The organism is Acinetobacter sp. YH12145 (genome assembly GCF_013418335.1).
Classification (GTDB): domain Bacteria; phylum Pseudomonadota; class Gammaproteobacteria; order Pseudomonadales; family Moraxellaceae; genus Acinetobacter; species Acinetobacter amyesii.
On the sequence record NZ_VPCE01000009.1, the window covers coordinates 1 to 17,547 of the forward strand.

The 17,547-nt window shown below is 41.3% G+C and carries 16 protein-coding genes; 9 read left to right on the forward strand and 7 right to left on the reverse strand.

Annotated features, from left to right (window positions below; translation table 11 throughout):
• The first annotated feature begins 344 nt into the window (after positions 1 to 344).
• Both FTU80_RS11185 and lon read left to right on the forward strand, forming a co-directional pair.
• Positions 345 to 932, forward strand: a complete 588-nt coding sequence (locus tag FTU80_RS11185; protein ID WP_180085098.1) for a 5-formyltetrahydrofolate cyclo-ligase — start codon at positions 345 to 347, stop codon at positions 930 to 932.
• Positions 933 to 1,079: 147 nt separating this feature from the next.
• On the forward strand, positions 1,080 to 3,506 hold the full coding sequence (gene lon, locus FTU80_RS11190) for an endopeptidase La (protein WP_180085099.1): 2,427 nt from the start codon (positions 1,080 to 1,082) through the stop codon (positions 3,504 to 3,506).
• A gap of 417 nt (positions 3,507 to 3,923) precedes the next feature.
• Here lon and FTU80_RS11195 read toward each other — a convergent pair whose 3' ends face one another.
• Entirely contained in the window at positions 3,924 to 4,886 is a 963-nt protein-coding gene (locus FTU80_RS11195) for a M20/M25/M40 family metallo-hydrolase (RefSeq protein ID WP_373685213.1), read from the reverse strand.
• Between the two features lie 152 nt (positions 4,887 to 5,038).
• Here FTU80_RS11195 and rlmH point away from each other — a divergent pair, with 152 nt between their 5' ends.
• From rlmH to FTU80_RS11210, 3 genes are all read left to right on the forward strand, one after another.
• Positions 5,039 to 5,521: a 23S rRNA (pseudouridine(1915)-N(3))-methyltransferase RlmH gene (rlmH, locus tag FTU80_RS11200; RefSeq protein ID WP_078189858.1), complete on the forward strand. Its 483-nt coding sequence runs from the start codon at positions 5,039 to 5,041 to the stop codon at positions 5,519 to 5,521.
• 136 nt (positions 5,522 to 5,657) lie between these two features.
• Positions 5,658 to 6,434, forward strand: coding sequence for a dioxygenase (locus tag FTU80_RS11205; RefSeq protein WP_180085101.1), 777 nt, complete (start codon positions 5,658 to 5,660; stop codon positions 6,432 to 6,434).
• 167 nt (positions 6,435 to 6,601) lie between these two features.
• On the forward strand, positions 6,602 to 7,378 hold the full coding sequence (locus FTU80_RS11210; protein WP_180085103.1) for an META and DUF4377 domain-containing protein: 777 nt from the start codon (positions 6,602 to 6,604) through the stop codon (positions 7,376 to 7,378).
• Positions 7,379 to 8,002: 624 nt separating this feature from the next.
• On the opposite strand, the gene gdhA is transcribed toward FTU80_RS11210, so the two are convergent.
• The gene (gdhA, locus tag FTU80_RS11215; RefSeq protein ID WP_227591817.1) at positions 8,003 to 9,349 is read right to left on the reverse strand and encodes an NADP-specific glutamate dehydrogenase; all 1,347 of its coding nucleotides are present in this window, start codon (positions 9,347 to 9,349) and stop codon (positions 8,003 to 8,005) included.
• A 330-nt stretch (positions 9,350 to 9,679) separates the two neighbouring features.
• Between gdhA and FTU80_RS11220 the strand changes: the two genes are divergently transcribed.
• Together FTU80_RS11220 and nth are read left to right on the forward strand one after the other, a co-directional pair.
• Complete coding sequence (locus FTU80_RS11220; RefSeq protein WP_180085104.1) at positions 9,680 to 10,474, forward strand: RnfABCDGE type electron transport complex subunit B; 795 nt, start codon at positions 9,680 to 9,682, stop codon at positions 10,472 to 10,474.
• A gap of 2 nt (positions 10,475 to 10,476) precedes the next feature.
• Positions 10,477 to 11,166 carry an endonuclease III gene (nth, locus tag FTU80_RS11225; protein ID WP_180079050.1) on the forward strand — a complete coding sequence of 230 codons (690 nt, stop codon included), beginning with the start codon at positions 10,477 to 10,479 and terminating at the stop codon, positions 11,164 to 11,166.
• A 56-nt stretch (positions 11,167 to 11,222) separates the two neighbouring features.
• On the opposite strand, the gene FTU80_RS11230 is transcribed toward nth, so the two are convergent.
• The 4 genes from FTU80_RS11230 to FTU80_RS11245 all read right to left on the reverse strand — a co-directional run bounded on the left by FTU80_RS11230 (position 11,223) and on the right by FTU80_RS11245 (position 14,147).
• Positions 11,223 to 11,417 (reverse strand): hypothetical protein, encoded by a 195-nt coding sequence (locus tag FTU80_RS11230; protein ID WP_180085106.1) that lies wholly within the window; start codon positions 11,415 to 11,417, stop codon positions 11,223 to 11,225.
• 86 nt (positions 11,418 to 11,503) lie between these two features.
• Positions 11,504 to 12,163, reverse strand: a complete 660-nt coding sequence (adk, locus tag FTU80_RS11235) for an adenylate kinase (RefSeq protein WP_078189866.1) — start codon at positions 12,161 to 12,163, stop codon at positions 11,504 to 11,506.
• A gap of 84 nt (positions 12,164 to 12,247) precedes the next feature.
• Positions 12,248 to 13,564, reverse strand: coding sequence for a hypothetical protein (locus FTU80_RS11240; protein WP_078189867.1), 1,317 nt, complete (start codon positions 13,562 to 13,564; stop codon positions 12,248 to 12,250).
• Between the two features lie 64 nt (positions 13,565 to 13,628).
• Positions 13,629 to 14,147 carry a hypothetical protein gene (locus tag FTU80_RS11245; RefSeq protein ID WP_180085108.1) on the reverse strand — a complete coding sequence of 173 codons (519 nt, stop codon included), beginning with the start codon at positions 14,145 to 14,147 and terminating at the stop codon, positions 13,629 to 13,631.
• Positions 14,148 to 14,381: 234 nt separating this feature from the next.
• Here FTU80_RS11245 and mrdA point away from each other — a divergent pair, with 234 nt between their 5' ends.
• Positions 14,382 to 16,424 carry a penicillin-binding protein 2 gene (mrdA, locus tag FTU80_RS11250; RefSeq protein WP_180085110.1) on the forward strand — a complete coding sequence of 681 codons (2,043 nt, stop codon included), beginning with the start codon at positions 14,382 to 14,384 and terminating at the stop codon, positions 16,422 to 16,424.
• 3 nt (positions 16,425 to 16,427) lie between these two features.
• Positions 16,428 to 16,979, forward strand: coding sequence for a 16S rRNA (guanine(966)-N(2))-methyltransferase RsmD (gene rsmD / locus FTU80_RS11255; RefSeq protein ID WP_180085112.1), 552 nt, complete (start codon positions 16,428 to 16,430; stop codon positions 16,977 to 16,979).
• 56 nt (positions 16,980 to 17,035) lie between these two features.
• Here rsmD and FTU80_RS11260 read toward each other — a convergent pair whose 3' ends face one another.
• Positions 17,036 to 17,518: a hypothetical protein gene (locus FTU80_RS11260; RefSeq protein WP_180085114.1), complete on the reverse strand. Its 483-nt coding sequence runs from the start codon at positions 17,516 to 17,518 to the stop codon at positions 17,036 to 17,038.
• Positions 17,519 to 17,547 lie beyond the last annotated feature (29 nt).

Below are 17,547 nucleotides of genomic sequence, written 5' to 3' on the forward strand. Positions count from 1 at the left end.
GATCCATGCACGTGTAGCAGTTCTTAACAGATTTACGGAATTAGGTCGACCACTTACCCAAGTTACGCCTTAAATTTGGCTCAATTAGGGGCGCTTTGCATTTCAAATCTTTGTGCAACAAAGCCGTGCAAGATCGAAATGCCTTAAAAGCTTGCTTACAAGCAGACCGCCGTGTTGATGTGCAAATTCTTGGTATAAAAAAACCTTAAATAAGTATGCGTTCCTTAAGCTAACTAGTGTTTAAGGAACGCTTTATATAAAAAAGATAAAACCTATTTTTTCGGACTTTTAAGCTTGAACGAGTTAAAATGCCTTGAGAATTTTGTGCTACTTTGAAATGAATCATGACTTTCAGCACCACCAGCCTTCGTAAACAACTCCGCAAGCAGCGTCGTAGCCTAAACCTATGGACCCAACGACAAGCTGAACAACAAGTCCTACAGCGTTTAGTCAGACTCAGTCATTTTCAGAGCAGTCAGCATATAGGCGTGTATTTACATGCATTCGGTGAAATTCACACTCAAAAGATCATCCACTACTGTTTTGCGCATCAAAAACACGTGTATTTACCCATGATTTGCAACATGAATCAGCAACTGGTTTGGGTTGAAATCTCACGTCATCAATACATCAACAAACGTTTTTCTCATCACCCACTCGGTATGAAAGAACCGATGGCAAGTCGTGGGAAGCATATTTCTCATCTTGACCTTTTAATCATGCCCTTACTCGCTTGCGACAAGTACGGCACACGTATTGGTATGGGGGGTGGCTTCTACGATAAAACATTAGCAACAGCCCACTCTACCCCCTACCGTTTAGGACTTGGTCATGATTTTCAACTCATTCAAGACCCCTTGGTCCGAGAGGCATGGGATCAACCGCTAGATGGCTTTATTAGCCCATCTCAAACTTTAAGATTCAAACGTTAATTTGATATTTTTGACACTGAGTTACACTTAAAAATCACATATTTAGTCATTTTTTACACATTTTAATTGGCATGACCCTTGTAATTTAAAAAATACACATCACTATAAAAAACATGGCAACACCGTTGTCACTCATTAGGAGTGCCCATGTCTGAGATTATTATGAATGAAGAAAGCTTGGAAACTACAATTCCGAGCGTATTACCGCTCTTAGCGCTACGAGATGTGGTTGTATATCCTCACATGCAAATTGCACTGTTTGTGGGTCGTGAAAAGTCGATCAATGCAGTCAATGTCGCACGTGACAGTGACAATCTTGTATTCGTAATTGCACAAAAAGATTCGCTTACAGAAGAAATTGATCACGACAATTTATATCAATACGGTACTGTCGCGAAGATTGTGCAAGTTGTGAATCATGAGAATGATGAAAACTGTATAAAAGTACTGATTGAAGGCTTATATCGTGCCAAGTTAGAAAAAATTATCGATACCGATGATTACCTGACTGCCGAGCATTCATTAAGCCCAATGACGGTTTCTGTTGACTCAGAAACTCAGAATAACCGTGTGGAAGAATTACGCACCTTATTTGCTCAATATGCAGAAGCAAAATTGCGTAACGCACGTGAATTGATTGCAGCAGCCAATAAAATTGATGATTTGCTGCAATTATTATTCTTCGTAGCAACACGCGTGCCTTTGAATATTGATGTAAAACAAAAGTTCTTAGAGCATGATGAATTTGAAGCACATTTAGCTGAGCTGATGACGTATTTATTACAACAGTCAGAAGAACAGCAAATTGAGCAAACCTTACATGATTCTGTAAAACGCCAAATGGAAAAGAATCAGCGTGAATACTTCTTAAATGAAAAAATGAAGGTCATTCAACGCGAACTTTCTGACATGAATGGCGGTGCTGAAGATGACGTTGCAGAAATTGAAAAACGTCTAGCTGAAGCCGATTTACCTGAACATGTACGCAAGAAAGCTGAAAATGAGTTCCGTAAGCTAAAAGCAATGCAACCTGCTTCGAGCGAAGCTGCTGTCGTGCGTAACTATCTAGAAGTTATTTTAGATACGCCTTGGAACAAAGCCAGCAAAGTCAGCATTAACCTTGCGAAAGCTCAAGATATTCTTGATGCCGATCACTATGGTTTAGACGACGTGAAAGACCGCATCGTGGAATACCTTGCTGTTCAATCACGTGTGAAAAAGCTTCGTGGCCCAATCCTGTGCTTAGTTGGTCCTCCAGGTGTAGGTAAAACTTCACTCGGTGAATCTGTTGCCAAAGCAACTGGCCGTGAATTTGTCCGTATGGCGCTTGGCGGCGTGCGTGATGAAGCTGAAATCCGTGGTCACCGTCGTACTTATATTGGTGCGATGCCAGGTAAAATTGTGCAGTCTTTGACAAAAGTTGGCGTAAAGAACCCACTGTTCTTACTCGATGAAATTGACAAAATGGCGCAAGACTACCGTGGCGACCCTGCTTCAGCATTGCTTGAAGTCCTAGATCCATCACAAAACAGCAAGTTCAATGATCACTACTTAGATCTTGATCTAGACCTTTCTGAAGTGATGTTCATCTGTACTGCAAACAGCATGAATATTCCAGAAGCTTTGCTTGACCGTATGGAAGTGATTCGTCTACCGGGTTACACCGAAGATGAAAAAGTGAATATTGCTGAACGTTACCTTGTTCCAAAAGCCATCAAGAATAATGGTCTGCGTGCAAAGGAATTAACCGTTCACGAAGAAGCCATTCGCGATATCGTACAACGTTATACACGTGAAGCCGGTGTCCGTAGCTTAGAACGTGAAGTGTCGAAAATTGCACGTAAAGTGGTAAAAGAAGCAGTGAGCAAGAAAGCGAAAAATCTTCAAATTGAAGTGAATTCGAAAAATCTTCCTGACTACTTAGGACCACACAAATTCGACTTCGGTATGGCCGAAGAAGAAGCTGAAGTGGGTCGTGTAAATGGCTTGGCATGGACATCTGTTGGTGGTGAACTGCTAACGATTGAAGTTGCAGCAGTAAAAGGTAAAGGCAAGTTCATTACCACCGGTTCTCTTGGCGATGTCATGAAAGAATCGATCACAGCAGCGATGACCGTTGTACGTACCCGTGCAGATGAACTAGGTATTGAAGCGATCCGCTTTGAAGAAACTGATGTGCATGTGCATTTACCAGAAGGCGCAACACCGAAAGATGGTCCATCTGCTGGTTTGGCCCTAACTACCGCACTTGTTTCAGCGTTTACAGGCATTGCGATTCGTCCAGATATTGCGATGACCGGTGAAACCAGTCTTGGTGGCCGTGCAATGCGCATTGGTGGTTTAAAAGAGAAACTTCTCGCTGCTCACCGTGGTGGCATCAAGCTTGTCTTTATCCCACAAGATAACGTTCGTGACTTGACTGAGATTCCAGACAATGTCAAAGAAGGTCTAGAAATTAAACCAGTGAAATCGATTGATGAGATTTTACCTCTAGCCTTGGTTGATATGCCTAAACCTCTTGCAAAGACACCGATTGTCAAAGCAACTGAAGGTGGCAAAGCTGCTCGTCACTAAGCGCTAGCAACTCGCAATAAAAGAAAAAAGCCCTGTTTCGACAGGGCTTTTTTATATCCATTATTTCATACTAAATATTCGAAACTTTTCATTCAAATTCTTCACAACCACCAGATTCAAGACAACAGCTACAACTTTTGACTGGATAACTATTTCTAATTCGACATCAAGATCAATAATAGCCAATTAGAAAGTCTTACAAAATTTGAATGCTATTACTTGAAATATCGCCCTCTATCCCACATATATAGTAGAGAGATATACGCGCTGTATGTTTCTTTATTGGTTCCAATCACGTGTAAAAGCGTGATGATCATTGGAACAAGATGGTCATCTACATCTCCAGGTAGATGACCTTTTATCGCAGTCCACAGGCTTTCGGGGCTGCGTTTTTTATGTCATGTTTTTAAAGACATGCTATTTCAAATTTAAAATGGTTTTCACTAAACCATCGATCACTTGAGCCATTTTGTCTAAGTTTAATTTATCCAAGGTATCTTGCTCGGTGTGATAGTGCTTATTACGATAAAATGCCGTATCAGTGATCATCATCGCTGGCATATCAAATTGCCAATAATTCATATGGTCTGAAAAATCCACACCCTGAATAAATGAAGGTGAAATCAAGCGTTCACATTGCAACTGCTTCAATGACTCCATCGCCGCACAATACGATGAGGTTAAGTCACGAGACTGAATATTCCCCACCGATGCAATAAAATTCGTATGAGATGGATAAATCCATTTCAGTCCAACTGGATAATCTTGAGTGACTTTGGGATCAAAATAACCAATCATTTCCAGAATATATACACCTGAAATTTTATCATTTTCCTTTGCTACCGATTTTGCGTGAATAAAACTGCCCATCGACTCTGTTCTAAAATATGGCGGTTCTTCGAGGGTATAAAATACAAACTCAATATTTTGTTTTAAACGCGCTTTTTCAGCCGAAAGAATCCGAGCAGCTTCGAGTACACCTGCAACGCCAGAAGCATTATCATCGGCGCCATGCTGCTCCTCAAATACATCGTAGTGCGCACCAACGATCACTCGGTTGCTATGCCCTGCATTTAAGGGACAGACCACATTACGGTATGGCTGGCTGTTTACGGTATAGGTTTGAAAACGACAATTCACACCAAATAAACGCATCTGCTCACGAATCCAAGCAGACACCCGGTTTAACTCTTGAATGTTCTTATAGTTACGATATTCAGCTTCATTACCAATAATTTGTTCTAAATAGACTTTTAAATTATCTGGTTCAGCGGTTCTAATATTGTTGGCATACGCCGCAAATGAACACCATGCAAAAATTGAAAGCATTGCTGCTTGCTTGAGCAAAAATAATTTACCGTCCTGCCATGTTTTTTTCATTGTTATTATTCCAATTTTCATCTTTGATCAAATCTGTTTATGCTGCGTATTTAAACAGCAAGCAGAACACGATTTCAATTGCAAATTGTGTCTGAACATACAAAGCTCAAGCGAACCGTTATAATGCTCTTTTGTATACTTTCAGGCGCTGTATGAAAATTCGTATTCTGACAATCGGTCAAAAAATGCCAGCATGGGTTCTGACGGGTTTTGAAGATTATTTCAAACGTATTCAGCCATTTGTTCAAACGCAAATCATTGAATTACCTATGGCTAAACGTGGCAAGAACGACTCAGAAGCCGACATTTTAAAATACCGTCAAATTGAAGGTGACAGCATTTTAAATGCCATGAAATCGAATGAAGTGCTAATCGCCTTAGAAGTCGGTGGTCGTGAGTTCAGTACGGAAAAACTAGCTGAAACCATGAAAGGCTGGATGCTTGAAGGCAATGATGTGGTTTTAGCCATTGGTGGGCCAGATGGACATTCTGAAGCAGTACGTAAAGCTGCAGCGTGGCATTGGTCTTTGTCTAAACTGACTTTGCCGCATCCTATGGTTCGTGTCATGCTCATCGAACAGCTATACCGTGCAATGAGTATTAACCATAATCACCCTTACCATCGTGCGGGTTAATCCGAACTGACTCCAGTATCTACAGCAAGTACAGCGTTGCAACAATGAAACAAACCGTTGAAATTATCCGAATTGTTACGCTGAATAATTTAGTGCATGATCATCATATTCCTTTAAACAACCAACGGCGACCGCGATGAATTTACAAACACTTCCAGGTTTATTTATTTCCCATGGCTCACCTATGCTTGCCATCAATCCTGAGCAAGTCGGTCCTGCGTTGGAACGTTTAAGCCTGAATCTTCCAAAGCCGGAAGCCATTATTATTATGTCCGCGCATTGGGAAAGTAACGCACTAGAAGTAAGTACCAGTGCCCGTCCTGAAACTTGGCATGACTTCCGTGGCTTCCCTGCGGAACTTTATGATATCCGCTATCCTGCACCGGGTAACCCAGAGCTTGCTGAAGAAATCCTTCATTTGCTTGCCAATACAGGATTATCTGCACATGCCAACAGCACCCGTCCACGCGATCATGGCGTTTGGATGCCGTTATTGCATATGTATCCTGATGCCGACATTCCTGTAATTGAAATATCACTGCCGATGACCATGTCTGCGCAAGAGATCTATAAAATTGGACAAACGCTTGCACCTTTACGTGACAAGCAAATCCTGTTGATTGGATCGGGCAGTATTACTCATAACTTACGTGAATTGGCTTGGGATGGACGTGCAGCAGCCGTGCCTGAATGGGCGTCTACATTCCGTAATTTTGTGGTCAATAAGCTCACTCATCAAGATTTTGATGCAGTTCTCGATTGGCAAAATATCCCATTTGTGCAACGCAACCACCCAACGATAGAACACTTTGCACCCATCTTCTTTGCGATGGGTACAGGCCTCCGTTTCTCTATCGTTCACAGTAGCTTTAGTATGGGTTCGCTCGGTATGGATATTTATCGTTTTGATTAAGCGTGAATAAACTTGATAGCTCGACTTATTCATAATTTATATTAATAAGTTAACAAATTATTATTTATGGATACATTTTGCTACTTATTTGAGCTGAATGTATTCATATTTTTTTAAAATGAATGGGTTATGCTACAGGCTGAAATTCACTTAGAACAGTTAGCGTAATGAAATTAAAATATTTAGCGATCGCCCTCTTCCCTTTAGCCCTTGCAGCATGTCAATCAAGCGATATCCAAAAAGCTGGAGATTTAGCCGTGAGCGTATTACAACAACAAAATGCTGATAAAACTTTAGCTTCATACCAATGGAGCACCACCACTGAAAATGCACCAAAGCCTTTGGTTTTAAATTTTCTAGAAAATGGCACTTTGGGTATTTCAACCAGTTGTAACAGCATGTCAACCCAATGGAAAGTGGAACACAATACGCTTGTAACAGGCAACATTGCATCTACCATGATGGCGTGTCCTGATAATGCGATGAAACAAGAAGGACTTGCATCTTCACTCTTTAGTGACCGTAAAGCACCTTTTGTTTTAAATACCACAGATCCACAAAATCCAACTTTAACCATTATCTCTGCAACAGGTGAAAAACTGGTTTTCACTGGAAAATTAACACCTGAAACTCAGTACAACTCGCAAGGCGAAACGATTTTCCTTGAAATCAGCCCTGAAACTAAACAATGTACAGGTGTTGCTCCACAAACTTGTTTGCAAGTACGTGAAGTGAAGTACGATGAAAAAGGCTTAAAAACACAAGTTGATAAAGACTGGACTTTATTTTACGATCAAATTGAAGGCTTTAAGCACACTCCTACAGAACGCCAAATTATTCGCGTAAAACGTTTTGAACGTAAAAACCCTGCTGCTGATCAATCAAAATATGCCTATATTTTTGATATGTCAGTCGAACGTGAAGCTGTAAAAGGTACCTTGTAAGTTACAGCCTATAAAAAACCGAGGTCATCGCCTCGGTTTTTTTATATCTACACAACCGCAAACGCTGATCAGCCGTGCAAAGTTTTCAAATCACGATGTACTGTTCAGCCAATGCTTTAGCGATGTCAAACTAAGGCTACTATAAAAGCAAAATACCTTGCCTGAATTCATCCTGACGAATCGCAATCAACAGTCGTATATTTTAAAGGCATACAGCGAATTACTGATTTACATGATTTTGAAGCAGAACAATTAACTCAAAAGAATCGGGTCTCGTAGAAAATAAGGCTTTACCCGCCCAAATAACTCTCAAATTAACGATGGCAGTATGACATTCTTAGTGGCTGTAATTACATTGGCCACAATTATGATGTAGAAAAGCATATTTTGCGTTTTATAGGAGATGTAGGGAGTACACTGAAGTTCAGCACACAGTTACATCGGTCAAGGCTTCATTTTTAAACGTTTGCTCGACCAACCCTTAAATTTTCACTTCAGTGTTATGGATAGCGAAATCCAACTTACCCTGATGAGCACTAATTAACAATCCAATATATTCCAAACCATTAAGCCATAAAAAAACCGAGGCTTGAGCCTCGGTTTTCAGTTCAACTTACGGAGAACTTAGTAAACGCCTTGAGCAAGCATTGCGTCAGCAACTTTTACGAAACCTGCAATGTTCGCACCGTTTACATAGTTCACAGTACCATCTTCTTCAGTACCGTATTTCACGCAGTTGCGGTGAATTTCTTTCATGATCGCGTGTAGACGCTCGTCAACTTCTTCGAAAGTCCAACCCAAACGAATTGCGTTTTGAGACATTTCAAGACCAGAAGTTGCAACACCACCTGCATTTGAAGCTTTACCTGGTGCATAAAGAATTTTCGCTTCAACGAATTTCTCAACTGCAGCCAAAGTAGATGGCATGTTTGCGCCTTCAGCAACACAGATTACGCCATTAGCAAGAAGAGCTTCAGCATCAGCTTCATCTAATTCATTTTGAGTTGCACATGGCAGCGCGATATCACATTTGATTGACCAAGGGCGTTGACCTTCTAAATATTCAAAACCGTGCTTAGATGCAAATTCAGAAATACGGCCACGCTTAACGTTTTTCAATTCCATTACTTCAGCAAGAAGTTCAGTTGTGAAACCGTCTTTTACGTATACAGTACCTGCTGAGTCTGAAAGTGAAACCACTTTCGCACCCAAGTACATTGCTTTTTCAGCAGCGTATTGTGCAACGTTACCAGAACCCGAAATCGTTACAACTTTATCTTTAAAGCTGTCGCCACGAGTTTTTAGCATTTCCTCAGCGAAATATACAGTACCGTAACCAGTTGCTTCAGGACGTGCAAGTGAACCACCGAAAGTTAAACCTTTACCAGTGAACACACATGCTGTGTCGTTGCTTAATTTTTTCATCATACCAGCCATGTAGCCCACTTCACGGCCACCTACACCGATGTCGCCCGCAGGAATGTCAGTGTTAGAACCAAGATGACGGTATAATTCGATCATTAATGCTTGACAGAAACGCATAATTTCGCCTTCAGATTTACCTTTAGGGTCAAAATCTGAACCACCTTTACCACCACCCATAGGAAGTGTAGTTAAGGCATTTTTGAAAGTTTGTTCAAAACCTAAGAATTTAAGAATTGAAAGGTTCACTGATGGGTGGAAACGCATACCACCTTTGAATGGACCAATTGCTGAGTTGTATTGAACACGGAAAGCACGGTTAACTTGAGTTTGACCTTTGTCATCTACCCATGAAACACGGAACTGAATTGCACGCTCAGGCTCAACAAGACGTTCTAGCAAACCGTAGTCAGCATATTGTGGGTTCTTTTCGATGAATGGCCAAAGGCTCGTCATCACTTCTTCAACAGCTTGAAGAAATTCAGGTTGATGTTCATCACGTGTTTTAACGTAGTCTAGGAAGTCGTTAAGGCTGTTATATTTCAACACTTAATCCTCAGCAGATGTATGGATCAAAATTGATCACAATTTTGATCAAAGATATATTTTGGCGCAAAATATTAAATATCTTTTGTAACTAATCAGCAATAGTTTTTTTAAAAAATCTTTAAATTCTTTAAAGAACAGCGATTTAAATTGATTAATCAGATATTTTAGTTATAAATACTATTACTTTTAGGAATATTTTAATGAATTATTTTGCTCATTTATGATGCATCTATAGACCCATTTTTGCGCACAGCAATTCATACTGAAACATGCTAGAATTCAACGTCCTCTTTGGTTTTTCACTGCCTTCATTTGTACTCGCGACTACCCATGACTTCTGAAATTTCCCTCATCCAACAAATAGATGCCCTATTGCCACAAACTCAATGTGGACTTTGTGGACACCGAGACGGCTGCTTACCCTATGCCAAAGCCATCAGTGAAGGAGAAGAAGCCAATAAATGTATACCCGGTGGTCAACCTGTGGCAGATTCACTAGCAGCGTTATTAAATCGTCCACACTTAACAGCAGAAGCCAGCGTTTGGCCAATCCAAAGTGATGGACGCCCGCAACGGGTTAAAGCTGTGATTCGTGAAGATGAATGTATTGGTTGTACCAAATGTATCAGTGCCTGCCCTGTTGATGCCATTATTGGCTCAGGCAAATTGATGCATACCGTCTTGATGGATTTATGTACGGGTTGCGAACTCTGCATTCCACCTTGCCCAGTGGATTGTATCGACCTTGTCGAAGAGCTTGATCAAGTGCCATCTGAAGCCGTTCGAATCGCAGAACAGAATGATTTACGTCGCCGCTACTATGCACATATTCAACGTGAGGAAAAGCGCCGAATTCATCGTAAAGGCCCAGTCGTACGTGCTGAAATTGACACGGAACTTTTTGCCCAATTTTCGACCCAGACAGACTCGGTACCGGTCATTGAAGTCGTGGAAAAACCTGCTACGCCAGTCGTTCAACTCGATGCAAAAACCACCATTGAACTTGCTAAAATTCGAACACAAATCAAAAAGTTAGAAAAACAACTGAGTGTTCGAGACGATGCAAAAAAACGTGAGTTACTCCATACGCTAACGCTACAACTAACACAACTGCAAGGGGCTTAATCATGGCTGTTAAAAACATGACTAAGAAGCAAATTCAAACTTTTTTTGAACGCTTACGTGAGCAACGCCCCAACCCGAAAACTGAACTCAATTATAGTAGTCCATTTGAACTTTTAGTGGCTGTTACCCTATCTGCTCAGGCCACAGATGTCAGTGTCAACAAAGCCACAGATAAACTTTTTCCAGTAGCAAATACTCCTGAAGCTATTTATGCGTTAGGTGTTGACGGACTAAAGGAATATATCAAGACCATTGGCCTGTATAACTCAAAAGCGGAAAATGTCATTAAAGCCTGCAAGATGCTCATTGAGAAGCATAACAGTATCGTTCCGAATAATCGTGCAGATTTGGAAGCCTTACCCGGTGTCGGTCGTAAAACTGCAAATGTGGTGCTGAATACTGCTTTTGGTCAACCAACCATGGCCGTTGATACGCATATTTTTCGTTTAGGTAATCGTACAGGATTGGCTGTCGGCAAAAATGTTTTGGAAGTCGAACACCGACTCGTCAAAGTCATCCCCAAAGAGTTTATTGTTGATTCACATCATTGGTTGATTTTGCATGGGCGTTATACCTGTATTGCCCGCAAACCCAAATGTAATGAATGCATCGTGTCTGATGTATGTAATTGGCCCGACCGTTTTGACTTTGGCGCATTAAGACCGATTAAAACCACCCAAATTGAAGATTAATCTCTTCAATTTCGGGGTAGATGGAATTTGTAAGAATCAATTGATCGAGTTGATGCTTAATTTTTATCTTGTTCTTTTTTTTTATCAAGCTCTTGCTGCAGCTTTGGATGTAAGCGATATTGCTTCGGGCTCAGTTTAGCTTGCTCTGCTTCTTCCACTTGCACTTTACGCAACATTTTAAAGCTGACAAATAATAAGCCCAATAACACCGCTACAGCGATGATGACCATTATAACCAAAGCAAATTTCATAACAGATTCGCCCTAAAAGCCACATAAAAAAAGAGCCCCACTATGCAGTAGGACTCTTTGATTGTCAAAAATTCAAAAAAACTGAATTATTTAGACTGATCTAAAATCGCGAACAAATCAGTTTGAACTTGATCGATTGGACGAAGACCATTTAATTTGTCATAAGTCGGTGCGTTTTCGCCAGAAGCTGCACGACCTTGGTAGAAACCAACCAATTGCTCAGTTTCAGCGTGGTAAGAACCTAAACGCTTACGAATTGTTGCTTCTTGGTCATCCGGACGTTGAACAAGGTCTTCACCAGTTTCGTCATCTTTACCTTCCACTTTTGGTGGGTTGTAAACGGTGTGATATACACGACCAGATGCAGGGTGTTGACGACGACCAGATAAACGTTGAACGATTTCTTCGTCAGGTACATCGATTTCAATTACGTGATCGATGCTGATCCCTTCGTTTTCAAGCGCTTCAGCTTGTGGAATCGTACGCGGGAAACCGTCGAAAATGCAGCCGTTGACACAGTCAGGTTGAGCAATGCGTTCTTTTACAAGACCAATAATAAGCTCATCAGATACAAGGCCGCCATTATCCATGACGCTTTTAGCTTGTAGACCTAATTCAGTACCTTCACGAATCGCAGCACGGAGCATATCACCGGTTGAAATTTGTGGGATATCGTAGCGCTTACAGATCAACTGAGCTTGTGTCCCTTTACCTGCTCCAGGTGGTCCGAGTAATATAATGCGCATAAAAAAACATCCTCATTTTAAACATTGTATATGACGCTATGTAGTGATCTAAACCCAAGATTCAGATCATCTTCCAGCATCTAATTATAAGAAAGCCACAAACAAATGTATTGTACCCGCGATAAAACCGGTTACACCACCCAAGACAATTAAAATCCATTCGTCTTCCTGAAATGCAGGACGTAATAGATTTTGAAATTCTTTCGGTGTTAGCTCACGAATACGGTCTCTAAACATTTGAAAGATTTTCTGTGCACGGCTCGCATTAAACGCAGGGTCGCATACAGGCACCATCGTAATTTCAATTGAGCGATCGATCAAGTCTGTCTTGAGTTTTGCGTACTCTTTTGGACCTAAAGACAACTGTAATGAGGTACGAACCAGTGGAGATTCCATAATTTCATTAATATGACGTTTCACAATGCGACGGGTCTTATCTTTCTTCCCGCCATACATCATTTCGGTCATGATAGATTTTAACGTAATTAGGTCTTCTGTGACTACACTTGCGAATACATCTGAAACTTCTTCTTGGCGTTTCATAAACGCGCCTTGAACATTGTACGTTCCAATACGTGGAATCACAGGTTTAATCCAAGGGAATTTACGATCTTTAGTTAATTCAAACAATTGTAAATACTTAACGGGGTGCGGCTCAATGGGATTAAATACCATCCAGATGGCAATCCAGTTGGTCAAAAAGCCCCAGATTGCTGCCCAAAATGGAACCGTCCAATGCCAAGGTACCACAAACCAAACAACCATTTGGAAGATACCAAAGAACATCCCAATCAAGGCACTGATATGCCAAATAAAGTTGATTTCTTTTTGGCCAACTTTAAGGAACATACGCACCATCAAGAGACGATCCGCTTCCATTTGGCTCACCACCATTTCACGCATATCAACAAGTGACTCTACGTTCATGGTCAGTTCGGTCACGAGTTCTTTTAAGGTATTTGGCAGCTGTTTGTGTGCTTGGGCATAAATACGACGTTTAATCGAATACGGTAGGTTTTCCCAAAGCACCGCATTTCGGTCTAGCATGACTTCATCAATCAAATGTTCAAGCTCAAAGCCAACTTGTTCACCAATGATGCGCGCCATGTCCTCAGGATCCATTGCATCCAAAAACTCACGCAAGGAACCCAATTTAGACAATGTATTATCCGTAATAATGCCAGAAATACGTCCAGCTTTTCTTGGCACAATCCCCTGCCATCCCACGGGTAATGGACCTAAATGGAATCCCCAGAAAGTAATCGGGTAAAACACCATTTTCAGTGCCATCCAAACGTGTGCCCAGGTAACGAATGCGGTAACGGGGATAATACTCAGCACAGCCCAAAAATCGGGACGTTGCAAAAAGGTTTGCCACAATTCGTTAACGTACTCAAGCATGCATAACTTCCATATTTAATTTTATTCAGTGAGTGCGGTTATAAAATAAAGTTGATTATTTTCACTACAAACCAAAACTTAAAGTATATGAGATTTGTAGTCTCGGTTCGGTTTCCACAATCACATTACCTGATTTGTCTTCTAATTTTTCACCCGCACCCAAGCCTACACTAAACGTACTAATACGCTCGGCACTCAACATCACATAAGCAAGATCGATACCACCACCTAAACGCGCTTCATCTTCACCATCTACTTTCTTGGAGTCGATGTGGCCCGCATAAGCTCCGATATAATAACCATTTTTATCTTTGCCAGTGAAATGAACGGGGTAACGAAAGCCGACTTGCCCACCAGGTGTTTTATCATCGTTCAAGAAAACACCAGCTTTTGCATAGGCAATGCCATATGGGTTTACCCACTCACCATTCACGTGAATAATTTTTTGAGTAAAACCTGCTCCAACATTCCATGGTTGATAACCCTTACCTGTTAACTTTGCCTCAGGTAAAAATGAATTGTCATTGGCATGTGCGATGCTTCCGAGCATCATAAATGCAAGCAATGTATATAATTTATTCATTGTTTTCACAAACTTCCTTAGTATTATTTTTTGGAATATTCCTTTTTTATACGTTTCGACTTTAGCAGAATAATATGAACTGTTATACACAAAGCCCCATATTTTTCATGTCTGCAAAGTCAAAATATAGACTGCAATCACAGCAGAGTCGTTTTTATTTATCAAAAAAATGTCAGTTGCGCTAGAATATGCCTCTTCCGTTATTTTAGCTCTCAGTCTTTAAGTCGATCGCGTATGAAGCAGCATTATCCTTTAAAAAATGTCCAGCAAGAAAAGCGGATTTATCGTAATCGCGTGGTGATTTCGATAGGGATTGTCTCCTTCTTTATGCTGTTGCTTGTTGCACGATATGCATATTTGCAAATCAAAAGTTATGAGACCTTTTCGACTGCGGCAGATCAAAACCGAATTCGACTGCAACCGCTTGCACCCTCACGTGGTTATATCTATGACCGTAATGGCGTGTTATTAGCGGATAATTATCCGGTTTTCTCAGCAACCATGAGCCGTGCGGATGTTGAAGACATTGATGATACGGTAGAGCGCCTAACGCCTCTGTTAGAACTGACTGATGAAGACATCGAACGTTTCAAAAGTCGGATTAAAACCTCTAAAAAGACTGAACGCGTTTCGATTAAACTGAATTTAAATGAAAATGATATCGCCCGTTTTAGTGAGGTGAAATATCAATTCCCGGGTGTCAATATAGAGACCCAAATGACTCGCTACTATCCACATGGTGAACTGTTTGCCCATGTGATTGGCTACGTAGGTCGTATTAATGACAAAGAACTAAAAACGATTGATAAAGATTTATACGCTGGCTCTAACCTGATCGGTAAAATTGGTGTTGAAAAATCATACGAAGAACTTTTACATGGTATGCCGGGAAATGAGTCGGTTGAAGCCGATGCCTTTGGTAATGTGTTACGACATCTAGGTCGTAAAGATCCGATTCGTGGTAATGACTTATATTTATCCCTAGATTATGGACTGCAAATGGTCGCTTCAGAGCAGCTTGCAGATCGACGTGGTGCAATTGTTGCGATTGACCCACGTACTGGGGAAATTCTTGCTCTTGTGTCCAGTCCTAGTTTTAACCCCAATTTATTTGTTACTGGCATTAGCAGCAAAGATTATTCTGAACTACGTGATAGCCTCGATCAGCCATTATATAACCGTGCTGTGCAAGGGGCTTATCCACCGGGTTCAACGATTAAGCCAATGTTTGGTCTAGGTGGTATTCATTATGGTCTAGTGGATTGGAGTACAGCCATTTCCGATCCGGGCTATTTCACGCTTCCGGGTGACAGCCATCGTTTCCGTGACCACAAAAAAACTGGTCATGGCTCAGTTAATTTACACAAAGCTCAAGTCATTTCCTGCGATACCTACTTCTATGTCTTGTCCTATCGCATGGGCATTGAAAAAATGAATACTTGGATGCGTCAGTTTGGCTTCGGTGAAAAAACCGGTGTAGATTTACCAAGTGAAAGTACGGGGCTATATCCAAATCCTGAATGGAAGCTCCGCACACGGAAGTCCAACTGGCTTAAAGGTGAAACCATTTCTGTCAGTATTGGTCAAGGTGCATTTACAGCAACACCATTACAACTGGCGATGGCAACTGCCATTACCGCCAATCAAGGCTCTCATGTTACACCTCACGTTTTGCGTGAAAGTAAAGGCGCAAAGGTTCATAAAGTCCATAACGCCCCGAATGGTCGCATTCAATTTAATGGTAAGCCAGAAGATTGGATTAAAATGCGTGATGCCATGATTGATGTGGTTCAAACAGGGACCGGTCGTGGTATTCGTACCCCAATGTATCAAATAGCAGGTAAAACAGGGACTGCACAGGTTAAAAGTATTGCCCAAGGTAAACGCTATAACGAGTCCTTATTGACAGAGCGTCAACTTGACCATGGTTTATTTGTTGGTTTTGCCCCTGCGGAAAAACCTGAAATTGCGATTGCCGTCGTTTGGGAAAATGGTCGTCACGGTGGTTCTGCTGCTCAAATTGCGAAACCGATGTTTGACTACTGGTTATTAACACGTAAAAAGAATCCAATTCGTCCTGCAAGCCATCAAATTAGCGGTGGTCTCATGACTGCGGGTCTAAAACCGAGTGAGTTACCAAGCGGCTCTAATATTTTATCAGCCGATCCAAATGCGAGCCCAACAGCTCAGCAGAACAACAGTGCAACTCAACAATCGAATACTGCAAATACCCCACCTCGTGCTGCCAGTGCAGCCCATGCAACCGATGAGGAATAATTCATGAAAAATCAATTAAGAATCATTGGGGGTGAATGGAAACGCCGTCAACTGCCTTTTGCCAGTATTGATGGTTTACGCCCTACACCTGACCGTGTGCGCGAGACATTATTTAACTGGCTCATGTGGGATGTTCAAAATGCCAAAGTTCTCGACCTTTGTACAGGTTCAGGTGCTTTGTCATTTGAAGCACTCTCACGTGGTGCAGCAGAAGCTGTTTTAATTGAACCTGATCGCACCCAAGCGAAATTTCTCATGGACAATTTAGAACTTTTAAGAGTGAGCAAACAACGTGTGCAACTCAAAAACATGACGGCACAACAAGCCATTCCTAACTTGAAAGACCAATTTGATCTGATTTTCTTAGATCCCCCTTATAGTCTTGATTTATGGCAAGAACTTGCTGAGTTGGTCGATCCGTACATTTCAGACAATGGTTTAATTTATATCGAAGCTGATCGTGATCTTGCTCAGTTAAAACTCCCGAGCAGTTGGCAGCAAATTAAACAAACCAAAGCTGGAACGGTGCGTGCAGGCTTATATAAAAAGGCTTAATGTAGATGCACATAAAAAAGGACGCCAATGCGTCCTTTTTTATTACTTGAAAATCATTAAACCTGTGGTCGAAGTGGACGCTGGCTGTTAAATCCACCTGTGGTTTTAGCTTTATCCACGGGCGTCACTTTTAGACGTTGTTGCTGTGGTTTTTGCTGCTGGGGCTTGCTTGTATTGGGTTTAGCCGAAGTCTGAGGCTTTGAGCTTGGACGCTGCACATTTGACGGATGCTGAGATGAAGAATTGTGTACATTCGGTTTATGCGCATTTGGTTTATATATATTGTCTGGACGGTTATTCGAATTCGGTCGTGGTGAGTTTGGTCGATGTTGCGGGCTATTCATTCGACCATATGAGCGGTCATACCGTTGACTTGAGTCATAGCTCTGTCCGTATGAACCACCATATTGACCTGAATAACCATATTGATTTGCATAGCCATATTGATTCGAATGGTATCGGCCATCATCAAATGGCGCCACGACACACCCTGTAAATGTAATTGCAACCACAGATAGCAAAGCAACTTGTTTAAGCATGTGTAGCACTCCTCTTTGATGAAGGGCAT